Genomic DNA, 22422 nt, shown 5'->3' on the forward strand with positions numbered 1-22422 from the left:
TAAGATGAGGGGGAGCCTCAGTGTAGGCATTCCCCGGCGGAGCCAGGGAACGAGAGAGTATGGTTCTTTTACTTTGTAGCCTCTTGGGTTAGCTTGGTGAGTACCTCATTGGAACGCTCAACGAATGATTTCATTCCTTCAGCGTCAAAACCTTTTTGAGACATCAACGCCAAATCATATATATGTTGGCAAACCAAGTTCACGAGCTGTCCGCTTGGCGATTGAACATCACCTTGAATAATACTACCTTGACTCAGATCCGCTAAATTTTGAATCAGTGGGTGAGCAGTATTGACTAGGAAAATGTGGTCTTCGGGAAAGTCTGCTGTTTGCTGCTGCATTAAAGCGTTCATTTCCCGCAGGCGGCGCAAAATCTCTGGTAAAAGCACCATTGCAGGCGGTGTTCCTTGCGGATCGTCGGCTTTCAAAGCTTCGGTGCGGATATTCAGCTTGGGTTTGTTGAGGGCTTTCTCAAATAGCTCTTTGATCACCTCAGTTCTGGTTTTATTCGTCTTGGGATCAACAATTTCCCCAGCTTTGTCTTGATCCAGCAGAGTGCTGTCTAAGTCGGAGTCTACCCGGGTAAATTTGACATCCTGATGTTCCCTCTCCAAGAAGTTGATGAAGTGGGTGTCAATAAAGGAGTCTAGAAACAGGACTTCTAAACCTTGATTTTTGTGCAGTTCTATGTATGGAGCTTGCGCTGCTTCATCGGTGGCGTAGAAGACACGGTTTTCGTGACGTTCTTTATTGCGTTCTAGGTACTCCTTCAGGGTTGTGTAGGGCAATTTTGGAGTGTCTTCGTTTGCTGAAGTTACATCTTGCCAAACATCCCCCTCTTGAGATTGTACCTCAACTGCTGGGGTAGCCGTTGACTGCGGAGTGCTGCTCGGTTGATAGGTGCTGCGGAAGACGATGATATCTTCGACTTGTTTTTTGAATTTCTCGTCGTTGAGAACGCCGAATTTTACGAAGGTACCCAAGTCTTTCCAAGCGCTGATGTATTGTTCGCGGTTGTCGCGGTAAAGTTCTTTGAGGCGATCGCCCACTTTCTTGGCAATGTAGTCACCAATTTTCCGCACAGTGCGATCAGTTTGCAAGGCACTCCGCGATACGTTGAGGGGGATATCTGTGCTATCAATCACACCCCGCATGGGTAGAAGAAATTGTGGGATAATTTCCTCGCAGTGGTCACTCACAAAAACTTGGTTGGAGAAGAGCTTGATTTGCCCCTTGGTGACATCGACATCCGGTCGCATTTTGGGGAAATACAGAATACCGTTGATGATAAAGGGATAGTCAGTATTCAGATGCACCCAAAGCAACGGCTCTTCTTGGAAAGGATAGAGGTAGCGGTAAAACTCTAGATAATCTTCTTGACTCAGGCTATTAGGAGTCTCTCGCCATACTGCTCTTTGCTTATTTAACACCTCGCCATCAAGTTTGATGGGTACTGGCATGAAGTCGCAGTATGTTTTAATAAGCTGCTTAATACGTGCTGCTTCTAAATACTCCTGTTCTTCCTCTTGCAGAGTCAGGGTAATCGTAGTACCACGAGTTGTACGAGAAGAATCTTCTAGGGTGAACTCTGGAGAACCGTCGCAACTCCAGTGAACCGCTTGCGCACCTTCTTTGTAGGACAAGGTATCGATTTCTACCTTTTGTGCCACCATGAAGGAGGAGTAGAACCCAAGACCAAAGTGACCGATAATCGGTTGGTCTGATTTGCCTTCGTACTTATGTATAAATTCCTCAGCACTAGAGAACGCTACCTGGTTAATGTATTTCTTGACCTCCTCTGCCGTTAGTCCGATACCATTGTCGGTAATTGAGAGGGTCTTTTTGTCTTTGTCTATAGCAATTTGAATTTCCGGTTCGCCGATTTCACCGGAATACTCTCCAGCGCGAGATACCATTTTCAACTTTTGGATAGCATCTACAGCGTTGGAAACCAGTTCCCGCAAGAAGATTTCATGGTCGGAGTAGAGGGACTTCTTGATAATCGGGAAAATATTCTCAGTATGAATACTGATTGTGCCTTGTTCTAGCATAACTGATAATCTTCAATGCAAGTATCTGAATGATAACTGAGGCAAAACCCCGTAGCACCCCTATCTACACCTAAAGCCTAATTTAGGTGGTTGGTTAATAACTACCCTCATCTGAAAGGGCAGATATGGGATTCTACCCATTAGGATTTTATGGTGCGTCTAAGGGCGATCGCTCATACTTTACAGCATTGATTACCCGATATCAGCGATTCGGATTTCCCTACCAATTTGCTAAAGGTCGTATCCGCGTAGGATTTGTCTAAATAAGGATTTTATTGTTCATCCCTACATAGGCGCAATCATAAGTAGCCGCGAAGCGCCATAGGACGGGGTGTCCACTCTTTGGGCGATCGTCTCTCAAGCGACTCCATAGCCAACAGGTTTGTGATTCAAGATATGGCGAAGCCTGTATGTTGACGTAAATTCTCCGGATGAAAACCCAAAACAATGTCTTCACGAGGGATACCAGCTTCCATGAGTGCTTCTGCGACTGGGTAAGAACTACCGTCATACTGTATCCAAACTTTATCACCAATAATGTCGATATGCACCGTACAACCATGTACGCGACGGATTCCATCCCAACCTACCTGTAGGACTTGGTAACGATCGCGTTCGGAATCTATAATAGCTCCAACATCAATTTGACCGTGATAAGGCTTGTGGGTGGTATATTCGGATATAACTTTCCGCACTATTTCACGATACTTTGCTAGTTTATCCATCGCACAATCCTCGCTTGTTGCTCATCAAAAACAATTAAGCAAATTTGTATCCGATTGAGGATTAACTGACCAAAGCGTTCTGAAAATAAACTTTCATACACTCGCTGGGGAATTGCCAGATAAAGTAAGCGTTCTGATTCTAATTCTAAAAGTACAGTGCGATAGATATCATACTGTCCCACTGCCTCCTGAAGGTCACGTATTGGCGAAAGGCTGAGAAAACTCTTAATTTCAACGGCGATTTTTTGAGAATCTTTTTCAGCAGCTATCGTATCACGTTCTGCACCGAGATCCACATACAAATTTCGACCCCCATAAGCTAAATACAAGGGGTCATCGGTAATTGTCCAGCCATCCGCTATCAGTGCTTGCACAACTACATCATGATATACATCTTTTGCAGGCATTCGTTTGCGAAGGTTGTTTGCCTCCTAAAATACAGATTAAAGTAATGTAGCTTATATCACGGATATGCAGGATGTGAATTAAGCAATGCGCCTCACACACCCTGCGACTACTCACACCTCTTGGGATGCCTCAATTAAGAAGGTCTTATTTGGCTGGGCTGGCACTTTAACCACGACTTTCTTACTAAATGTCAAACCGTGATCCGTCTTGTCAATCACAATCGTGTCGCCAAGGACAAAAGTATTCTCTAATAACTTGGTAGCGACGGGGTTTTCGACTTCTCGCTGAATTGCCCGTTTGATAGGACGTGCGCCGTATACTGGGTCATAACCCACTTCCACCAAGTAATCGCAAGCGGCTGATGATATTTCCAATGAGATTTTCTGTTCTCGTAGAAGATTTTCCACCCGCTTAAGTTGGATGCGGACGATTTGCCGCAATTCGGTGCGGTTGAGGGTGTGGAAGAGAATGATGTCATCAACACGGTTGAGGAATTCGGGGCGGAAGTGCGATCGCAAAGCATCCATCACCCGGGTGCGCATTTTTTCATACTTGGAGTCATCACCAGACACATCCAGGATATATTCGCTACCGATGTTACTGGTCATCACAATCACAGTGTTCCGAAAATCAACCGTTCGTCCTTGCGAATCAGTAATTCTGCCGTCATCCAAAACTTGCAAAAGTATATTGAACACATCGGGGTGAGCTTTTTCCACTTCATCCAGCAGCACCACCGAGTAGGGACGGCGGCGAATCGCCTCGGAAAGTTGACCGCCTTCTTCGTAACCGACATACCCTGGAGGCGCACCCACCAAGCGGGAAACCGAGTGTTTCTCCATATACTCGGACATATCCAGACGCACCAAGGCGTCATCGGAATCAAAGAGAAACTGTGCCAAAGCACGGGCGAGTTCCGTTTTACCGACTCCCGTCGGTCCCATAAACAAGAATGAACCAATTGGGCGACCAGGGTCTTTCATTCCTGCACGGGCGCGACGAATTGCCGCGGAGACAGCAGAAACGGCTTCCTCTTGTCCAATAACTTTCTGGTGGAGGTGATTTTCAAGTTGCAGCAACTTTTGCCGTTCAGATTCCAGTAGCCGATTTACAGGAATTCCCGTCCATTTAGCGACAATTTCAGCAATATCTGCTTCTGTCACCTGTTCTCGTAGCAAGGTTTCCCCTTTACTTTGAATTTCCAGCAACTGCACTTCTTTTGCTTCGCGATCGTGCAGGACACTCTCCAATTTGCCAAACTTTAACTGTGCAGCTTTGTTGAGGTCGTAGGCGCGTTCTGCTTGTTCAATTTGCACCCGCAGCTTTTCTTCTTCTTGCTTTAATGCACTAATCGCTTCCAATAGCTGCTTTTCACCTTGCCACTGCTCATTAAATTCCTGCTGTTTTTCCGTCAAATTGGTAATTTCTTGCTCAATTCGCAGCAAACGCTCTTTCGTCTGAACTGTAGCTTTCTCTTCTCCTGCCAAGGACAGCTTTTCCATTTCTAGCTGCATCAACCGTCGGTCGATGGCTTCCAATTCCGCTGGTTTGGAGGTAATCTCCATTTTCAACTGCGCCGCTGCTTCATCGACCAAGTCAATTGCCTTATCTGGTAAGAAACGGTCGGAAATATAACGTGCAGACAGTGTTGCTGCTGCTACCAGCGCGGAGTCGGAAATTTTAACATTGTGATGGACTTCGTAGCGTTCTTTCAAACCCCGGAGAATGGAAATTGTATTTTCCACACTCGGCTGATCGACAAAGACTTGCTGAAAACGCCGTTCTAAAGCCGCGTCTTTTTCAATATATTTGCGGTACTCATCCAAGGTGGTTGCGCCAATACAGCGCAGTTCTCCCCGCGCCAGCATGGGTTTGAGCAAATTCCCTGCATCCATCGCCCCTTGTTGGGTGGAACCAGTTCCCACAACCGTGTGCAGTTCATCAATAAACAGCACAATTTGACCGTTCGATTCTGTGACTTCTTTGAGGACGGATTTCAAGCGGTCTTCAAATTCACCCCGGTATTTTGCCCCAGCAATCAAGCTGCCGATATCCAAAGCCATGAGTTGGCGATTTTTCAGAGATTCTGGAACATCACCATTGACAATACGCTGTGCCAATGCCTCGGCGATCGCCGTCTTACCTACCCCAGGTTCACCAATTAGTACAGGGTTATTCTTGCTGCGACGGGACAATACCTGTATAACTCGGCGAATCTCATCATCTCTTCCGATAACGGGGTCTAGCTTACCAGCTTTTGCCTGTTCTGTCAAGTCTCTGCCAAACTTTTGCAAAGCTTCATAACGAGATTCTGGGTTTTGGTCTGTCACCTTTTGACTACCACGAACGGTTTTAATACTAGCTTCTAGCTTTGCGGTGTCTAGGTTAACGCTTTTGAATATCTTTCGTCCGATGCGTTCATCCTCAACAAAAGCTAAGAGTAAGTGTTCAATAGATATGTAGGAATCTTTCATTCTAGCTCGAGCTTCTTCAGCTCGGTCTAGCAATGTGTCTAAACTACGACCGAGGTAGAGTTGATCGGCTTTACCTACTTTGGGCTGACGTTGGGTAAATGCTTCTAGTTGCTGTTGCAAGCGCAAGGCGTCAACTTCACAACGACCGAGGATGCGTGTTGCTAGCCCAGTAGGTTCTTCTAATAAAGCAATCAGTAAATGTTCGACATCGAGTTGCTGTTGTTGATACGCTCGGACAATATCCTGTGATTTGACAATTGCTTCCCAGGCTTTATCAGTAAATTTATTTGGATCTGTAGGCTGCATCTTTACAATTTTGGATTTTAGATTTTGGATTTTAGATTTTGGATTTTAGATTTTGGATAATGGTATTTGTTTCAAATTAATATCGAATCATTATTGAAGTCTATCTGCTTGTATCTGCGGTTGCAATTTGGGGATAATTTGTAGTAAGCGCTGCGATCGCTTACTACAAACCTACTCTAAAATGAAATAACTGTTCTGAAGGTGCCTTGCCAAATAGTGTTGTTGGAGCTATCGTTATCTGCATTTGTCACCACCGAAAGCGTGGGGGTAATACTAACATTGTCGCTTAGCTCCAGATTATAGAATGCCTCATAATTTATCTGAGTGGCATTTCCCAAACCATCAGTAATGAAAGGTTGACCAACGGCGATACCCCCAACAGTACCGGGAAGCAGGAGGTTACGAATACCAAATCCTACCGCCCAACTAAAGGGATGTAAATCTAAATCCTGGTTAATGGCGTTGTTGAACCCTTGGTAACTACCAAATCCCAGGCGAGTAAAAATCCCTATGTTTCGATTAAGGGCATATTCGGCATTAACCCCAAAGGCGTTAATGTCGGTGTTGTTGATTTCAGCTTTAGTATATTGTAGTCTTAATGCAAACTTATTGCTAAGTGAGTATTCCAGTTCTGCACTTGCTTGATATCTATCTTTAAATAAGCCACCGCTGGCGTTTGAGTTGACAAGATTTGCATCAGCGGCAATGTAAAGAGAACGTAAAGTCAATTGACCACCGCTTGGATTCCAAGCTACCGCCACTCCTGCACCCCCATTTCGGTCAATTTGGTTTTGGACAATCAGAGGGTTATTCAGAAAAAAACTGGAACTAAAATCAATTGCCTCGTTGTTAGCGTATCTGTTACGGTCAATAAAATCGCGTGGAGACATTTTTGCCCCAACAGTCACAGCCAAATCTGACACGGGATGAAACGAGTAGTACAAGCGTCTGAGTTTCAAACGATCGTCAACTTCCGCATAATCAAGTCCGCCACCATTGGCGATTAAACCAGTCGTTCCTAACAGGTTAAGGTTCTTCTTTTGTTTTCGACTAATAGCATCATCGCCATTGTTACCAGCTTCTAGCTGAGTCAGGAGTAAATCTTTGCTGTCGAAGCTTGTTAAAAGATTTAACCGTAGGCGGGCGACTATGGTAGCGTTTGCATGACTACCTTGTGTTGAAGCAACAATAGCTTGACCTTGGAGTTTTGTTGTGGTAGAAAATTGGTTTGCTTCGAGTTGAGGGACGCGATCGCCAATTCTGTTGACACTTTGCTGCAATTCATCCAAGGCGGAACGATATTCTCTTTGTAACCGTCGTAAAGTCATCAAGTCTTGTTGAATAAACTGATCCCCAATACGATTAGCAATCAAGCTATCGACTTTATCTAAGGTAGCCGCCAAGCCAGCAGCAAATTCATAACGAGACACAGGGCGATTACCACGAAAGGTGCCATCCTGATAACCAGAGAGGACACCATAACGTTCCATGAGCGATCGCAATGCCTGGTAAGCCCAGTCTGTGGGTTGAACATCAGACAATTCAGAAACCGAAGGCTGCTGAGGTGATGTCTCAGCATTTGGAGCAACATTACCAGACTCGTTTACCGAAGGTTGCTGTTGTGATGTCTCAGCATTTGGAGCAACATTACCAGACTCGTTTACCGAAGGTTGCTGTTGTGATGTCTCAGCATTTGGAGCAACATTACCAGACTCGTTTACCGAAGGTTGCTGTTGTGATGTCTCAGCATTTGGAGCAACATTACCAGACTCGTTTACAGATGGGGACTTTGTATCAGAAGTCGTGGATTCTGCTTGCGATGTAACAAATGGTTTATCTGTTACTCCTGTCATTTCATCTTTTGCCACATCCGTTACCACAGATGCGTCTGGAAATTCTGCTGGTACAGTTAAGCCAGTAAACTGTTCTAATTTGTCTAGTATCTTGCCATCACCGGGGTCATCCTCGGCATGAGAAATTGCAATAGCAGTTTCTGGCTGCTGTGGAGAAGGCAAAGAATTCGCTGCTTTTGGAAAGCAGATAACTTGGCTGAGAATTCCACAAATGAGTAAATTCCTAGCCAACAATTTTCGAGAACGAATTCTTTGCCGTAGGCATTGCTTTAGGCTGAACTCCATCACACCCATGTTTTTAGTTAGATTTACTGAGCAATCATTTGCTGTTCAGTTTCTTGTTTAACACTAGAACTGTGAGTACTCACTTGGATAAGTTCTACCTTATATCCATTTGGGTCTTCCACAAAAGCAATGACCGTAGAACCGTGTTTCATGGGTCCTGGTTCGCGCACAACTTTACCACCAAGTTTTTTGATGTTCTCGCAAGTGGCATAAATATCATCAACACCAATGGCGATGTGACCGTAAGCATCGCCCAAGTCATACTTTTCCACACCCCAGTTATAAGTAAGTTCTAGCACCGTATGATCACTTTCGTCACCGTAGCCAATAAAAGCCAGAGTAAACTCTCCCCCAGGGTAATCTTTTTGACGCAGTAGCTTCATTCCCAAAAGATCACAGTAGAACTTCAGAGATTCCTCAAGGTTACCTACCCGTAGCATCGTGTGCAGGAGTCGCATAATTATCTCCTTTGGCTTAATTTTTTGTGCTTCCGCTCAATATTGTAATCTGGTAACCGACTCCATATTGGGAGGATGAGGCGAATGAGGAGGATGAGGGGGAATCATATCATAATTGTTCTTTTGCTTACCCTGCCCCCTGCCCCCTGCCCGCTTATCCCTCGGACAACTCCAACCCTCCTCGGTAGCCAGTGATCAGACGGCTACCATCTTTGAAAATATGAACCTCTATTTGGTCGCTTGCCCAGGTAATCTGGTCTTCTAAGCCGGGATTAAAGACGTGAACCCTTTGATTGCTGGACGAAACAGGAGAATCAGGTGAGTTAATTGCTAGCGACTGGATGTAAGGACCATCAATCAGGATGTCCAACTGCTCCAATAAGTCTTGAGCCCCAGCTGGCGGATACTGGGATTGTAACTGTTCCAAAGTAAAACCAGAAAAAGACATCACATTCAACCCACCGGCTTTTACCTTGCGTGCAAGAGCAGCCAATGCAGGGGCTTGCCAAAAGGGTTCCCCTCCAGAAAATGTCACTCCTTGATTGCGAGGATTGCTGAGAATTTTTTCGGCAAGGTTGTCAACGGATATCAGTTGATTCATTTCAAATGACCAAGATTCAGTATTAAAACAACCAGGGCACTCCCGTAAACACCCTTGCACCCAAACAACAGCACGACATCCAGGACCATTCACCTCTGATTCATCGATATAGCCCATAATGTTAAGGTATCCGGCGGGAATTTCGATCAAAGCTGTGTATGGGTTAGTTTTCTGTTGGGTCATTGTTTTTCTCTCTCTATGTTGGGGAAGGATTTACTTGCAGGCTAGAGGGAAAATTTGAGGAACTTTTGAGGGACTAGAGTAAAATCGGCATTCCTTACCAAGCAAGGTGTAGATATAGTGGGCAGTGCCTAGCCTAGGAAAATTTCATTCGACTGGTCGCAAAAATCCGCGTTTAATATTTGCAACCACAGATGGACACAGATAATTTATCGGTGTTCATCTGTGTCCATCTGTGGTTTGATAGACAAAAATCTGCTTTTCCAAGAGGGGTTGTGCCTCACAAGCCCATATTTTTTCTACCAATCTCCTGTTGAGCATAAACTTGCATAAACCATATCGCTGGAAATCTTCGTTAATCTCAGCCTATAGAGTCACTTAAACGCCCTATGCTAGATTGTCGGGTTAACCATTGGACTGTTAACCATTTGTCATTATTCCTTAACAAAAGACTAATGACAAACGACGAAGAACAAAGAACAAATGACAAAGGACGAAGAACAAATGTTTGACACTGCCATAGAAGCTATTGTCGCCCGCGAAATTCTTGACTCTCGCGGCAGACCAACAGTTGAAGCAGAAGTGCATTTGGTCAACGGTGTTGTAGGATTGGCGCAGGTTCCCAGTGGTGCGTCTACTGGCACTTTTGAAGCGCACGAACTGCGCGATCAGGATAAGGCGCGTTACGGGGGTAAGGGCGTACTCAAGGCGGTGCAAAATGTTAAAGAAGCACTTGCTCCAAAATTGATAGACTTGGATGCCCTCAACCAGGAACTACTAGATCGCACGATGATTGCCTTGGATGGTTCTCCCAATAAATCGCAGCTTGGCGCTAATGCGATTTTAGCGGTTTCCCTGGCAGCAGCCAAAGCCGGTGCTGAGTCCTTGGGAATTCCCCTCTATCGCTACTTAGGCGGTCCACTAGCGAATTTGTTACCAGTGCCGTTGATGAACCTGATTAACGGTGGTGCGCACGCAGCCAACAACGTCGATTTTCAAGAGTTTATGATTGTCCCCGTTGGCGCACCTTCTTTCCGGGAGGCGTTGCGCTGGGGTGCGGAGGTGTTTGCCACCCTCAGCAAAGTGTTGGATGAGAAAGGATTACTCACTGGCGTGGGGGATGAAGGCGGTTTTGCCCCCAATCTTGAGTCAAATCAGGTGGCGCTAGAATTGCTAGTTGCAGCGATTGAGAAGGCTGGGTACAAACCGGGTGAACAAGTGGCTTTGGCGTTGGATGTTGCTGCAAGTGAGTTTTACAAAGATGGGCAGTATGTCTACGACGGCAAACCTCACTCTCCTGCTGAGTTTGTTGACTACCTCGGACAACTCGTTGACCAATACCCCATTGTGTCAATTGAGGATGGCTTGCATGAGGAAGATTGGCAGAATTGGCAGTTACTGACTCAAAAGTTGGGTTCCCGCGTGCAGTTGGTCGGGGATGACTTGTTTGTCACCAATGTCACGCGCTTGCAAAAAGGAATTGAGACCAAAGCTGGTAACGCGATTTTGATTAAACTTAATCAAATTGGTTCGCTGACAGAAACGCTACAAACAATTGACTTGGCAACTCGCAACGGTTTCCGGTCAATCATCAGCCATCGTTCTGGAGAAACAGAAGACACAACTATTGCTGATTTAGCAGTTGCAACTCGTGCCGGTCAAATCAAAACGGGTTCCCTCTGTCGCAGCGAACGGGTAGCAAAATACAACCGTTTGCTACGAATTGAGGATGAACTTGGCGATCGCGCTGTTTATGCTGGTGCTGTGGGACTAGGACCGAAGTAAGAGCAAGGGGAGCAGGGGGAGCAGGGGCAATACAGTTCGGATAAGATCCCCCCGCCTGCGGCACTCTGAAAAAGGGGGTAAAAGAGGGTTATAAGCCCCCCTTTTTAAGGGGGGTTGGGGGGATCTCCCTTGACATTAACAAGCTAACGGAACCGTATTGACGTATCGCCAATAAGCAAGGAAAACATTTTTGCTAACTAAACACAACTTGTAAATCTAAAACAAACCCAGGTAAAACATCTTCTCCTGATAAACTTGTTGGATTATCCAACACTTCCACTGGCTGTAAGGCGCGATAAATTTCTACTTTTTTATTTTTTGTATCAATTAACCAACCCAGACGCAATCCATTATCGATGTATTCCTGCATTTTTTTGCGTAGCGGTTCCATCTTGTCACTTTTGGAACGTAATTCAATCGCAAAATCTGGACTCATGGGTGGAAAGGAGTCTTGTTCTTCTGGTTTTAATGCATCCCATCTGGCTTGAGTCACCCAAGCGGCATCGGGAGAACGTTCTGCACCATTGGGAAGTCGGAAAGCGGTTGAAGAGTTAAAAGCAACACCAAGTTTGGATTGGCGGTTCCAATACCAAAGTTGTCCTTCAATATCTATATTGCGCTTAAGAGTATTTCCTCCCGTAGGGGGCATAATAATTAATTCTCCTGTGGCGGTTAGTTCTAGCTGTACGTCTCGGTTCGCAGCAGCGAGGAGTACGAATTGCTCTTCGGAGACTTTCAGGTTTGCGGGGATGTTGAGAGGCAAGTTGCTCATAGACAATTAAACATAAAAAATGTCCACAATATATATTGTCATTGACTCAAGATTCCTTCTGGTGCGAGACGCACTCGCGTTCGGAACCTCACCCTGCCCTGTCGGGCATCCCTCTCCTTAATAAGGAGAGGGAAAAATTTTTGCGTAGCAAAAAGCGAGGGTGAGGTTTTGAGCGAAATGACTCAAAATTCCTTCTGGTGCGAAACGCACTCGCGTTCGGAACCTCACCCTGCCCTGTCGGGCATCCCTCTCCTTATTAAGGAGAGGGAAAGATTTTTGCGTAGCAAAAAGCGAGGGTGAGGTTTTGAGCGAGATTTGTGTACATGGTAGCCCCATCTCCCCTTATCCCCAATTACGGATAAAACCCCAGCTTCGGCAACCCCAGTGTCTCATCCCAGCCCATCATAATGTTGAGACACTGGATGGCTTGACCTGCCTGCCCTTTGATTAAGTTATCGATTGCTGACATGACGATCGCCCGACCAGTACGCGGATCAACTTCTATGCCTATGTAACAAAGGTTACTACCGCCTGCCCATTTGGTTTGGGGGTAAACGCCTGGGTCACAAACTGTTACCCAAGGAGAGTTACGGTAAAAGGCTCTATAAATGGTGATTAAGTCATCTCGCACCAAACCAGGGTCCCGTAGCGTGGCATACACTGTTGCTAAGATGCCCCGCACCATCGGAATTAGGTGTGGTGTAAATTGAATGGTGACTTCGTGCCCGGCTAAGTCACTGCAAATCTGCTCAATCTCTGGCGTATGGCGGTGACGGGCAACATTGTAAGCACCCAAGGAGTTATCTGCCTCGGCAAGTAACATATTGACTTTCGCTTGACGTCCGCCGCCAGATGTGCCTGACTTGGCATCAACTATGGCTGTTTCTGGGACGATCAGCCCTTGCTTGAGGAGTGGTGAAAGTGCTAGGAGGCTAGCGGTGGGGTAGCAACCAGGACAGCCTATGAGTTGTGCTTCTGCAATGCGATCGCGGTACAGTTCTGGTAATCCATAAACAGCCTGTGCTGCGGTTGCCAGATCTGTTCTCTGGACACCATACCAGCTTGTGTAAGTTGTTAAATCGCTAAACCGATAGTCCGCACTCAGATCTAGGACTTTACATCCTTTTTCCAAGAGTTGCGGAGCCATTTTGCAAGCCAGACCATTTGGCAGAGACAGAAAAACTACCTCACAACGCCCTGCAATTGTTTCTGGGTCAACAGCCTCAATCTGTTGGTTAATTATATGAGCTAGATGGGGGTAGAGATCCGCCAACGGTTTTCCCGCGCTACTCTCTCCACCTAAGTAAACCAGTTCGACTTCTGGATGATCCATCAATAGTCGCACTAACTGAACTCCGCCGTAGCCTGACGCGCCAACAATCCCAACGGGTACGCGTCTCAAATTACCCATAACTATGAAATCCTTTTTGAATCTGGAGAACTGTCATTACCAGTATTCTGCCGCTAAAGGCTTCTTGCTGTTTCACTGTTACTGCCAAGAGCGATCATAAATCCTACTTTAGCCGCAGATATTTATCGGTATGTTACCGAATCTTTGCTTCTGATGCTTCTGGAATATTCCAAAAGAGCTACAATCAAAAACAAGGATTTATTAAAAAAAATTTACGTTTGGTAGCTGGAAATTCTCTGTGTCGCAGCTTAACACCACCTTAAACCCAAGCTTTGTATTTGACTCGATTGACGCCGCCTTGGCTGACTTGAAAGCTGGTCGCCAGATTGTGGTGGTGGATGACGAAAATCGAGAAAATGAAGGCGACTTGATTTGTGCTGCCCAATTTGCTACCCCTGACATCATTAATTTTATGGCAGTGGAAGCCCGAGGGCTAATTTGTCTGGCAATGACGGGCGATCGCCTGGATGAATTAGACTTGCCATTGATGGTGACCAACATTACGGACACCAACCAAACTGCTTTCACGGTGAGTATTGACGCTGGACCTCACCTAGGGGTAAGTACTGGCATTTCAGCAGAAGATCGCGCCCGGACGATCCAAGTTGCTATTAACCCAGCAACACAGCCTTTAGATTTGCGTCGTCCCGGTCATATTTTCCCCATTCGCGCAAAGGAAGGAGGCGTACTCAAACGGGCAGGACATACAGAAGCTGCTGTTGATTTAGCCCGATTGGCTGGATTATACCCTGCTGGCGTCATTTGTGAAATTCAAAACCCTGACGGTTCGATGGCGCGATTACCCCAGTTGATTTCGTATGCCAAACAGCACAATTTGAAAATTATTAGTATCGCGGACTTAATTAGTTACCGCCTCCAGCACGATCGCCTGATCAAGCGCGAAACCGTTGCTGATTTACCCACCCAGTTTGGTCTTTTTCAAATCTACGCTTACCGCCACACTCTAGACAATACAGAACACGTTGCAATTGTCAAGGGTAATCCTGCTGAATTTGAAGACAACCCAGTTATGGTGCGGATGCATTCCGAATGCCTGACTGGAGATGCTTTGGGTTCTTTACGCTGCGACTGTCGGATGCAGTTACAAGCAGCACTGAAAATGATTGAAAATGCTGGACATGGTGTTGTAGTTTACCTGCGGCAAGAAGGACGAGGAATTGGGCTAATTAATAAGTTGAAGGCTTACTCGTTGCAGGATATGGGATTGGATACTGTAGAGGCGAATGAGCGATTGGGATTCCCCGCTGATTTGCGAGACTACGGTATGGGAGCGCAAATGCTCATGGATTTGGGAGTCCATAAGATTCGCTTGATTACCAATAATCCCCGTAAAATTGCTGGATTAAAAGGCTACAAGTTGGAAGTTGTGGATCGTGTGCCGTTGTTAATTGAAGCAAACGACTACAATTCTTATTACCTGACAACAAAAGCGAAAAAGCTGGGTCATATGCTGTTGCAGACTTATCTGGTGACAGTAGCGATCAACTGGCAAGATGACCCAGAAGCAGTGACGGAACGTTACGAACGCTTAGAAAAACTACGGCATTTAGCGAAAAGTCATGACTTATTGTTACAGGAAGAAGCACGTCCCTTGGCGATCGCCCTGTTTGATAAGCCATCGTTAATCGTACACTTAGGTTTCGACCAAGCGAACGTTGCAACACACGATTGGTATCAGCAGAAAGGTCATCCTTACGTACAGGCGATTAGTCAAATTTTGGATCAACTCGTTAGTTTACCTGACATCGAAAAGCTAGAATTTTTGATGTCACCAGGGGTTGATCCTTTGAGTAACCTGCAAGTGCAATTGGATCGACAGACGTTCCCCCTAGGGACATTGCCTTCGTCTATTTGTTGTGAGCAGTTGGGCACACAAAAGATTTATAGTTTTAGTCGCTCTTATTGAGATGTCGCTGCCGTAAAGGATAGTGTTGCCGCTAATAACGTAGTAGGGTGGACACTGCCCACCCTACAATAAGAAGTTTTCATAATTCGCCGACAACCTTTTATACCATTTCACTTTCAGGTTGCTACAAATCGGTAGCAGGGAGCAGAGGAGTACAACAGCACAACAGCAGGGGAGAATTATTTGTAGCCGTTCTACAACACTTGGACAACGCGCTTACAAAGTTTAACTTTGTTAGACACTGCCCGGATTGCTTCCCGTTTCATCCTGGCAGTGTCGGCACTCACCAGTCCACAGGCTTAAATTCGGATAAAACTTACCCTATCTGTAAATTATTTTTGACATTGAAAGATGAGAAACTTTGCTACTCTATCCCATTATTTTCAATCCTATTAAGGTTTCTGGACTTCTCAACCGCCTTATTACAGGTAGGATTACTCTTAAGAGTTTTGTACAGGATCTCAAGCCTTAATCTTTTTCGCTTGGTTTATGCCTACGGCACGCTACGCGAACGCGTTAACACTACTGTAGCAAATTTGTTAGACATATGTGGGTATTAATGTCTAATTTTGTCCAACAATTAAGTTACAGTTTCTAACCCTAACTTAAGGAATTGGTATTAGGAGGAGAATTCAAGCCTGCCTAATCAAAGATTTAAGACAGTGGTTAATAACCAATACACTTTGATTAACCGCGTCTGTAATCTGAGCATGATGCTTTTTCGATTTGCTGCTACGCGAAAAGCAGCTGCTTTGCAGCATCGTTCCTCACAGTCTCACCTTCGCATTGCCCCTACCTCCGCGATTTAAGTTGTGGTGCTTCCTCCCCTTGTAGCAACGGCGCACTAACCACTTCAGCTAATTCTGCACCCTGTGTCCTTAACAATGCTTCCCAATCAGCTTTTAATTCTGGATCATTGGGACGAGAGGTAAGCAAACTGGCTAGGGTAGCAATACTGTCTTGCCAAATTCCAGCTTGTGCATAAACATGGGCAACTTGTTGTGGGCTAGCATTTTTGAGCTGTGTTGTCAGTTGAGCTTCAGGTTGAATGCGTTTGATGGCTCCTTCGACTACGCGATCATGAGAACGTGCTTTAGGATTGCAAATCACTGAGAACGACCAACGATACTGCTTGCCTACTTCTAGTGACGCCGTAGTTAGGGGAATACTGACAACTCCAGCTTTGCCACTCGGTTTATAAGACTGCTTAGTTACAACATTATTTTTATTCTCGTCCAAGATTACCAGTTCTAGTCCTGCTTGCGTAGAGGTTTTAGGAACATAAAATAGCAACACGGGATTTGCTACTGTTGTTAACCCTACGTTCGCCTGAGGCATTATAGCTGTCAGACGCTTACTACCTGTATCTGCTAAGCATTGACTGTCCCGCGCAGCACCAGCCACACGTCTACCTGGTACTCCTACAGATGGAGCCTTGAATGTTATCCGAGCTTCTGCAGGCGTAAAAGCGATGAGGACAGACGATAACCCTAAGGCGGCAGTCAAGGTGGCTGCTGTTAAAGAGCGGTCTTGTAAAAAGGTCTTCATAAGAATCACTCGTAAGGTGAAAACCTTGGTGGTAGATGCTTAAAAAAAGCTTACCCCACCATACGTTTTTTCGCTAACAATATTATTAGCTATAAGTATTATACGGGGAGTCCCTTAGAGATTATGCATCTCAAACTTTTGCTCGCTATGTCTCCCAAAGCTTACTATGGCTTGTTCGTATGGAATTTTAGCAACAATTTGTAGAAATTCAGGAATATTCATGAATAACTATTAAAAGATTTATACTTTACTGTCCACAACGCAACTTGACACGTAAGAGAAATTGCGGTTAGTTAACCGTAATATGTACAATATTAAACCCTCACACCTTTCCCGCCTCTGAATTGATTTCTACCGGGCAGCGTTGGCGCATTCAAAGAGGGCATTTTTGATGGGTGATTAGTACCAACATAGCTACATATAGAAGCCAAAACAATGATTAGTCAAGTTTCAGAAACAAAGATGCACTTCATCAGGTGGCTGCTTGCTATCGGCTGGCTGATGCTAATCTTCTCTTTATTTTACGATCCAATCTCACCTTGGTTGACAAATCTCAGTGGTTCCCTTGGTTCTGTTGATCTTGATGCCAACAAGTACGTAGATGCATCAAATTGCTTGAAAGTTCAGGGAGCGTGTTTATTAAAACAACCCAACAGTATCGGCGCACGCATCTTTTGGACACTCGTTATTCCAAGTGCGATCGTTATTTTGCTGGTGTTCGGTCATGAATTTTGGCGGCGGATTTGTCCATTATATTTCTTCTCCCAGATTCCACGGGCGTTAGGAATCCAACGTAAGCGTAAAACGGTTTACTCAGATACAGGTAGCGTTCGTTCGGAATTGGCAGGTATAGAAAAAGAGTCTTGGCTGGGTCGCAATTACCTATTCCTGCAATTTGGTTTGTTGTACTTGGGCTTGAATATTCGCATCCTGTTTGTCAATGGCGATCGCACGGCGATGGGGCTTTTCCTGCTATTTACGATCGCCTCAGCCATTACTGTGGGTTTTCTTTACAAGGGAAAAAGCTGGTGCCAGTATTTTTGCCCAATGGCACCTGTACAAATGTTTTTTACAGGACGACGGGGCTTGCTGGGGACTGAAGCTCACCTCCAGCCGCCACAGAGCATCACCCAGTCCACTTGTAGGACAGTTGATAGTTCTGGTAACGAGAAGAGTGCGTGTGTGAGTTGCCAATCTCCTTGTATCGATATTGACGCAGAGCGTTCTTATTGGGAGGGAATTACCAGACCAGATCAGAAGCTAGTCTTTTACGGTTACTTCGGTTTGATGGTGGGATACTACGTCTTCTTTTACTTATATTCCGGCAACTGGGAATACTATTTTTCTGGTGGATGGCTGTATGACAAAAACCCGTTAGGCACACTCTTCGGACCGGGATTTTACATCTTTGATCGCCCAATTCCGATTCCCAAGATCATTGCAGCTCCCCTCACCCTCGCTGTTTTTTGCGCCGCTAGTTATTTAGGATGCCAATTTTTAGAAAGACTTTATAGAGCTTATCTCAAAAAGAAAAACAAATACCTCAATGAAGAACAAGTCCTACACGTCTGTTTTGTGTTGTGCACTTTTGTATCGTTTAATGTCTTTTTTATCTTTGGCATTCGCCCCATTTTAAACCCACTGCCAAATTGGGCAATCATCGGGTTCAACATTCTCAGTGTGCTGGTCAGTAGCTTATGGCTGGAGCGCAGTTTGGCGGGTAGCAAAGAGCGTTATGCTCGTGAAAGTCTGGCAAATAATTTGCGCCGACAGTTGAACAAGCTCGCAGTAGACTGGTCTAAGTTGCTTGAAGGACGTTCATTGCAAGACCTAATTCCCGATGAGGTGTACGTTTTGGCGAAAGTCCTGCCTGGTTTTAGGCGTGTAGACCAAGTGCGAGTTTACCAAGGAGTTTTGCGTGATGCCTTAGAAGAGGGGAATGTGAGTTATGCAGAAAGTTTACACGCCCTCAAGGATTTGCGAAACCAATTGAACGTCACTGATGAGGACCATTACTCTGTTTTAGCAGAACTTGAGGTGGAAGATCCAACCTTACTCACTCCGCAAAAGCAACCCAGCCGCGAAAATAAATTACGTATTGAGAGCTACCGCCGGGCGTTAGATTTGCTGATCCAAAAACTGGTGGAAAAAGGGATACCCCTACCAGAGGCAATTGATCGCAAGCAAAAGCAAATCCAGGCATTGAGACAGGAGTATGCCATTACTGTAGATGAACAGGAACAAGTTTTGGCTGAGATGTTTAATCAAAACGGTGTAATACTGCGGACAGCAGAAACACTTTTGGCTCAGTTGCAAGAATTGGCAGTACGCGATCAGATCCTGTACAACTCAGTAGGAAACCCCCAAGCATCTGTTTATATTTTGCTGCGAAAAGCAGTGCAGGAAAAGAAAAAACTGATTGCCACCCAGTTACTGCGGATCTTAGAATTATTAAAAGAATCTCCGGAAGCTCTCAATATTGCTCGCTCAACAGCGGTACTGGCAGCAAATGTGATTGCAGAAATTTTGGAGGTGAACGATGAGCAGCCAAGCTGGCAAAAGCGTTTAAATGCAAGAGTTCTCGCTTCATTACGACAACAAGACCAGGTCAATCCGCCTCTACAAATATCAACGCAACTTGGTATTGACGCAACCATTCATCATGGCTCAGAAAAAAAACGCTATTCTCTGGATGTGACCAATCCTTTAACGAATATGCGTCTACCTCGTTCAGAAGCAGTTCATCAAGTCTTGGTCGAACTCCTAGAGGACTTAGATCCCTTAGTTCAAGCCGCCAGTCTTTATGCGCTGCATCAGCATAATCATGCTATTGGTATGCAGTATGCTCGTCAAATACTCAATCTTAAGCAAAATAAAGATTCGCTGGTACAAGAAACAGCTCGAAGCATTCTTGGTCAGAGTCAGCACCAGAAGCAGCCTGATCATGTACCGACTTTGATTGCTCAGATCAAAGCAATGGGACGCACAGAAAGACGGGTTTTCCAACAGCCGACAATTCAAGTCGGACGAGGACACGAGAATGATATTGTGATTTTGGATAACCGTGTTTCCCGACAGCATGCGATATTTTATTTAGATGAAACAGGAGTCAGTGTTAAAGATTTGGGAAGCAGCAATGGTCTGCGTATTGGTAAAGAAAATATTCACGACCAGCAAAAGCAACTCAAACAGGGAGAAATTATTCGCCTCAGCAGTGGAGACGACTTGGTTATCCTTGTGCAATGGCAAATGCAAGCCCCACAACAGGCGATCGCCCACTCAGCAGGAACTCTAGAAAAGCTGTTATGGCTTTATGACAGCAGTTTCTTCCACGGGCTGAAGGCAAATGTCTTGATTGAACTTGCTCGCAATGCAAGCGTGCGGGAATATCACGGGCAAGAAGAAATTTGCCGAATGGGAGCAACTGCTGTTGAACTCATAGTCCTGATTGATGGCGAGGCAATGGTAGTCTCAGGCAATACAGCAAATAATCAGACTATCTTGCCTGGGCAAACTATAGGTGAACTCGAAGTCCTGACCCACAGCTATTATGTGGTAACAGTCGTAGCACTAGGGGAAAAGACTCGAGTCTTAGCTATCAAGGCAAAAGATTTTGAGGCGGCGCTTTCACATAATCCACCACTTGCAATTAATGTCTTAGAAATGGTAAGTCATCGTCTTCAAGAAAGTTTAGGGCAAGCTGCAGCTGTGACTCAACTTTAAAGATATTGCCGCCGTTCAAAGCCGATGCTTTCACCCTGGACTTTGGACGGCGGCGTTTTTGATCGAGTCACACGAGCTAGGGTGGATATAAGTATATTGCTTCATACAAAGAGAATTTATATTCATTATTAACATTAACGTTTTTAAATACATATAAGTATGCTTAAAATCAAGTTAATAGATCCTAATACGCCAGAGCAGCTAAAAGACGTAGATTTAAAGCCAGAAACCAAGCCGAATCAAGAGTGCCTGATTGGTCGCTTTGTGAACTGCGATTTAGTTCTAGACAGTGCTGAAGTTAGCCGGATGCATGGTAAAGTTTCCATGAAAAATGGAAATTATTATTTTGCTGATTTAGGTAGCAGGGGTGGTTCCCGGATTAATGGCGAAAAGGTGCAAATTAATCAGGATTATCTCCTCAACCCAAGCGACACGATTCAAATCGGTCGGTTTGTCCTGATGATTTCACAAATTGGGTCACAAGAAGACAAAACAGTTGTTGAAAAAAAAGGAGAACAACTCAGCGTTCGTCAGCCGAACTCTCAGGCAGTACCACTATCTTCTCCTGTCTCTGCCAAGAAATATATGCCCCTGGCGATGCTAGAACCAAGCGAGTTGCAACGCTGGGTGAAGGGAGAGTTAACAGTGACCTGCATAAGTGTTATCGATGAAACACATGATGTCAAAACCTTGCGCTTTGTGGCAGAACCTCCGGTGTTGTTTACTTATAAGCCAGGTCAGTTTGTCACCCTCAAGCTGGAAATCAATGGCAAACAGGTTTCGCGTTCCTACACCATTTCATCAAGCCCCTCTCGTCCCCATACCTTAGAAATCACCATCAAACGTATCCCTCCTTCTTCCGCTTCGCAATTGGCTGAACCAGAGGGTTTAGTTTCTCAGTGGCTGCACGACCATATCACCGTTGGCAGTAAAATGAAGCTCTCAGGACCACTAGGGAAGTTTACCTGCTTCACCAACCCCTTCCCAAAAATTTTGCTTTTAAGCGCAGGTATCGGTATCACACCAATGATGTCTATGTCCCGGTGGCTGTGTGACACTGGTTCTGATTGTGATATGATATTTTTTCACAGTGCCCGCACCCCGCGTGATTTCATTTTCCGGCAGGAACTAGAACTGATGTCAGCACGACATGGGAATTTTCATGTGGCTGTTTCCACGACTCGTAGAGAACCCGGACAGACATGGTTTGGTTTAACTGGCAGGTTAGATGCAGCCATGCTGCAAGTTGTTGCACCCGATTTTCGCGAGCGTAGTGTGTATGTCTGTGGTCCGCACGGTTTTATGGAAAATGTCAAAGCGATGCTGCAAGCTCTTGGCTATCCAATGCAGAACTACCATGAGGAAAGCTTTGGATCTGTGCGTAAGACTGCCAAATCTCCTATTTCCACACACAAGCAGACTGTGGTGAGCAGTTCGAGTCATATTGTCAACCGTGATGTTGAGTATAACTCAAAACAAAACTCAAAACAAAATTTTATACATTTGCCTCGAGAAACTGTTTCTGACTCAAGTGTGAGCGATGCTGCAAGGTTTCCCACCAGTCAATGTTGTGTTCTTTTCTCTAGGTCGGGAATAGAAGTCAGCAGTGATGGGGAAGAATCGATTCTCAATTTGGCTGAACAGCAGGGGTTGAAAATTCGCAATAGTTGCCGTTCTGGAGTGTGTGGTAGCTGCAAGAAGTTGAAGTTACACGGACAAATCGATTTAGAAGGCGAACCTGAAGGCTTGGAAGAGAGTGAACGTCAGGAAGGTTACATTCTGACTTGCATCTCTTACCCTATTGGACGAGTTGTGATTGATGCATAATGATATGGAACAATGGAAACACGGAAACTCTACAGAAGGAAAGCTCATCTTCCTATGACCCTGTAGGCAATCGCACTTTTGTTAGAAA

At 45.2% G+C, this 22422-nt stretch carries 15 protein-coding genes; 5 read left to right on the plus strand and 10 right to left on the minus strand.

From position 1 onward, the window contains the following. Nucleotides 1–68: 68 nt before the first annotated feature. The gene (gene htpG / locus AACT52_RS23705; RefSeq protein ID WP_073633525.1) at nucleotides 69–2051 is read right to left on the minus strand and encodes a molecular chaperone HtpG; all 1983 of its coding nucleotides are present in this window, start codon (nucleotides 2049–2051) and stop codon (nucleotides 69–71) included. A gap of 125 nt (nucleotides 2052–2176) precedes the next feature. On the opposite strand from htpG, the gene AACT52_RS23710 reads away from it, so the two are divergent. After that, on the plus strand, nucleotides 2177–2314 hold the full coding sequence (locus AACT52_RS23710) for a hypothetical protein (protein WP_158054752.1): 138 nt from the start codon (nucleotides 2177–2179) through the stop codon (nucleotides 2312–2314). Nucleotides 2315–2440: 126 nt separating this feature from the next. Here the strand turns inward: AACT52_RS23710 and AACT52_RS23715 are convergent, their stop codons facing one another. The 6 genes from AACT52_RS23715 to AACT52_RS23740 all read right to left on the minus strand — a co-directional run bounded on the left by AACT52_RS23715 (nucleotide 2441) and on the right by AACT52_RS23740 (nucleotide 9344). Beyond that, nucleotides 2441–2776 (minus strand): XisI protein, encoded by a 336-nt coding sequence (locus tag AACT52_RS23715; protein ID WP_073633526.1) that lies wholly within the window; start codon nucleotides 2774–2776, stop codon nucleotides 2441–2443. Continuing rightward, complete coding sequence (locus AACT52_RS23720; RefSeq protein WP_073633527.1) at nucleotides 2764–3183, minus strand: element excision factor XisH family protein; 420 nt, start codon at nucleotides 3181–3183, stop codon at nucleotides 2764–2766. Before AACT52_RS23720 ends, AACT52_RS23715 begins: the two co-directional genes overlap by 13 nt. A gap of 111 nt (nucleotides 3184–3294) precedes the next feature. Continuing rightward, nucleotides 3295–5964: an ATP-dependent chaperone ClpB gene (clpB, locus tag AACT52_RS23725; protein ID WP_073633528.1), complete on the minus strand. Its 2670-nt coding sequence runs from the start codon at nucleotides 5962–5964 to the stop codon at nucleotides 3295–3297. A 176-nt stretch (nucleotides 5965–6140) separates the two neighbouring features. Beyond that, on the minus strand, nucleotides 6141–8102 hold the full coding sequence (locus AACT52_RS23730) for an iron uptake porin (protein ID WP_233154054.1): 1962 nt from the start codon (nucleotides 8100–8102) through the stop codon (nucleotides 6141–6143). Between the two features lie 23 nt (nucleotides 8103–8125). After that, a complete protein-coding gene (gloA, locus tag AACT52_RS23735) occupies nucleotides 8126–8560 on the minus strand; it encodes a lactoylglutathione lyase (protein WP_073633529.1) in 435 nt (144 codons plus the stop codon). A gap of 154 nt (nucleotides 8561–8714) precedes the next feature. Then, nucleotides 8715–9344 carry a 4Fe-4S single cluster domain-containing protein gene (locus AACT52_RS23740; RefSeq protein ID WP_073633530.1) on the minus strand — a complete coding sequence of 210 codons (630 nt, stop codon included), beginning with the start codon at nucleotides 9342–9344 and terminating at the stop codon, nucleotides 8715–8717. Between the two features lie 501 nt (nucleotides 9345–9845). Here AACT52_RS23740 and eno point away from each other — a divergent pair. Then, the gene (gene eno / locus AACT52_RS23745) at nucleotides 9846–11126 is read left to right on the plus strand and encodes a phosphopyruvate hydratase (protein WP_096549544.1); all 1281 of its coding nucleotides are present in this window, start codon (nucleotides 9846–9848) and stop codon (nucleotides 11124–11126) included. A 193-nt stretch (nucleotides 11127–11319) separates the two neighbouring features. On the opposite strand, the gene AACT52_RS23750 is transcribed toward eno, so the two are convergent. Beyond that, entirely contained in the window at nucleotides 11320–11898 is a 579-nt protein-coding gene (locus tag AACT52_RS23750; protein ID WP_073633532.1) for a Uma2 family endonuclease, read from the minus strand. A 352-nt stretch (nucleotides 11899–12250) separates the two neighbouring features. Beyond that, nucleotides 12251–13309, minus strand: a complete 1059-nt coding sequence (gene argC, locus AACT52_RS23755; RefSeq protein ID WP_073633533.1) for an N-acetyl-gamma-glutamyl-phosphate reductase — start codon at nucleotides 13307–13309, stop codon at nucleotides 12251–12253. Between the two features lie 238 nt (nucleotides 13310–13547). Here argC and ribBA point away from each other — a divergent pair, with 238 nt between their 5' ends. Continuing rightward, nucleotides 13548–15236: a bifunctional 3,4-dihydroxy-2-butanone-4-phosphate synthase/GTP cyclohydrolase II gene (gene ribBA / locus AACT52_RS23760; protein ID WP_073633534.1), complete on the plus strand. Its 1689-nt coding sequence runs from the start codon at nucleotides 13548–13550 to the stop codon at nucleotides 15234–15236. 792 nt (nucleotides 15237–16028) lie between these two features. Here the strand turns inward: ribBA and AACT52_RS23765 are convergent. Further along, the gene (locus tag AACT52_RS23765; protein WP_073633535.1) at nucleotides 16029–16784 is read right to left on the minus strand and encodes a DUF928 domain-containing protein; all 756 of its coding nucleotides are present in this window, start codon (nucleotides 16782–16784) and stop codon (nucleotides 16029–16031) included. A 435-nt stretch (nucleotides 16785–17219) separates the two neighbouring features. On the opposite strand from AACT52_RS23765, the gene AACT52_RS23770 reads away from it, so the two are divergent. Both AACT52_RS23770 and AACT52_RS23775 read left to right on the plus strand, forming a co-directional pair. Then, nucleotides 17220–20507 (plus strand): FHA domain-containing protein, encoded by a 3288-nt coding sequence (locus tag AACT52_RS23770; protein ID WP_073633536.1) that lies wholly within the window; start codon nucleotides 17220–17222, stop codon nucleotides 20505–20507. A gap of 159 nt (nucleotides 20508–20666) precedes the next feature. After that, on the plus strand, nucleotides 20667–22334 hold the full coding sequence (locus AACT52_RS23775) for an FAD-binding oxidoreductase (protein WP_073633537.1): 1668 nt from the start codon (nucleotides 20667–20669) through the stop codon (nucleotides 22332–22334). The last annotated feature ends 88 nt before the right edge of the window (nucleotides 22335–22422 follow it).

Origin of the sequence: Scytonema sp. HK-05 (assembly GCF_963872035.1) — a bacterium.
Classification (GTDB): Bacteria; Cyanobacteriota; Cyanobacteriia; order Cyanobacteriales; family Nostocaceae; genus Kalymmatonema.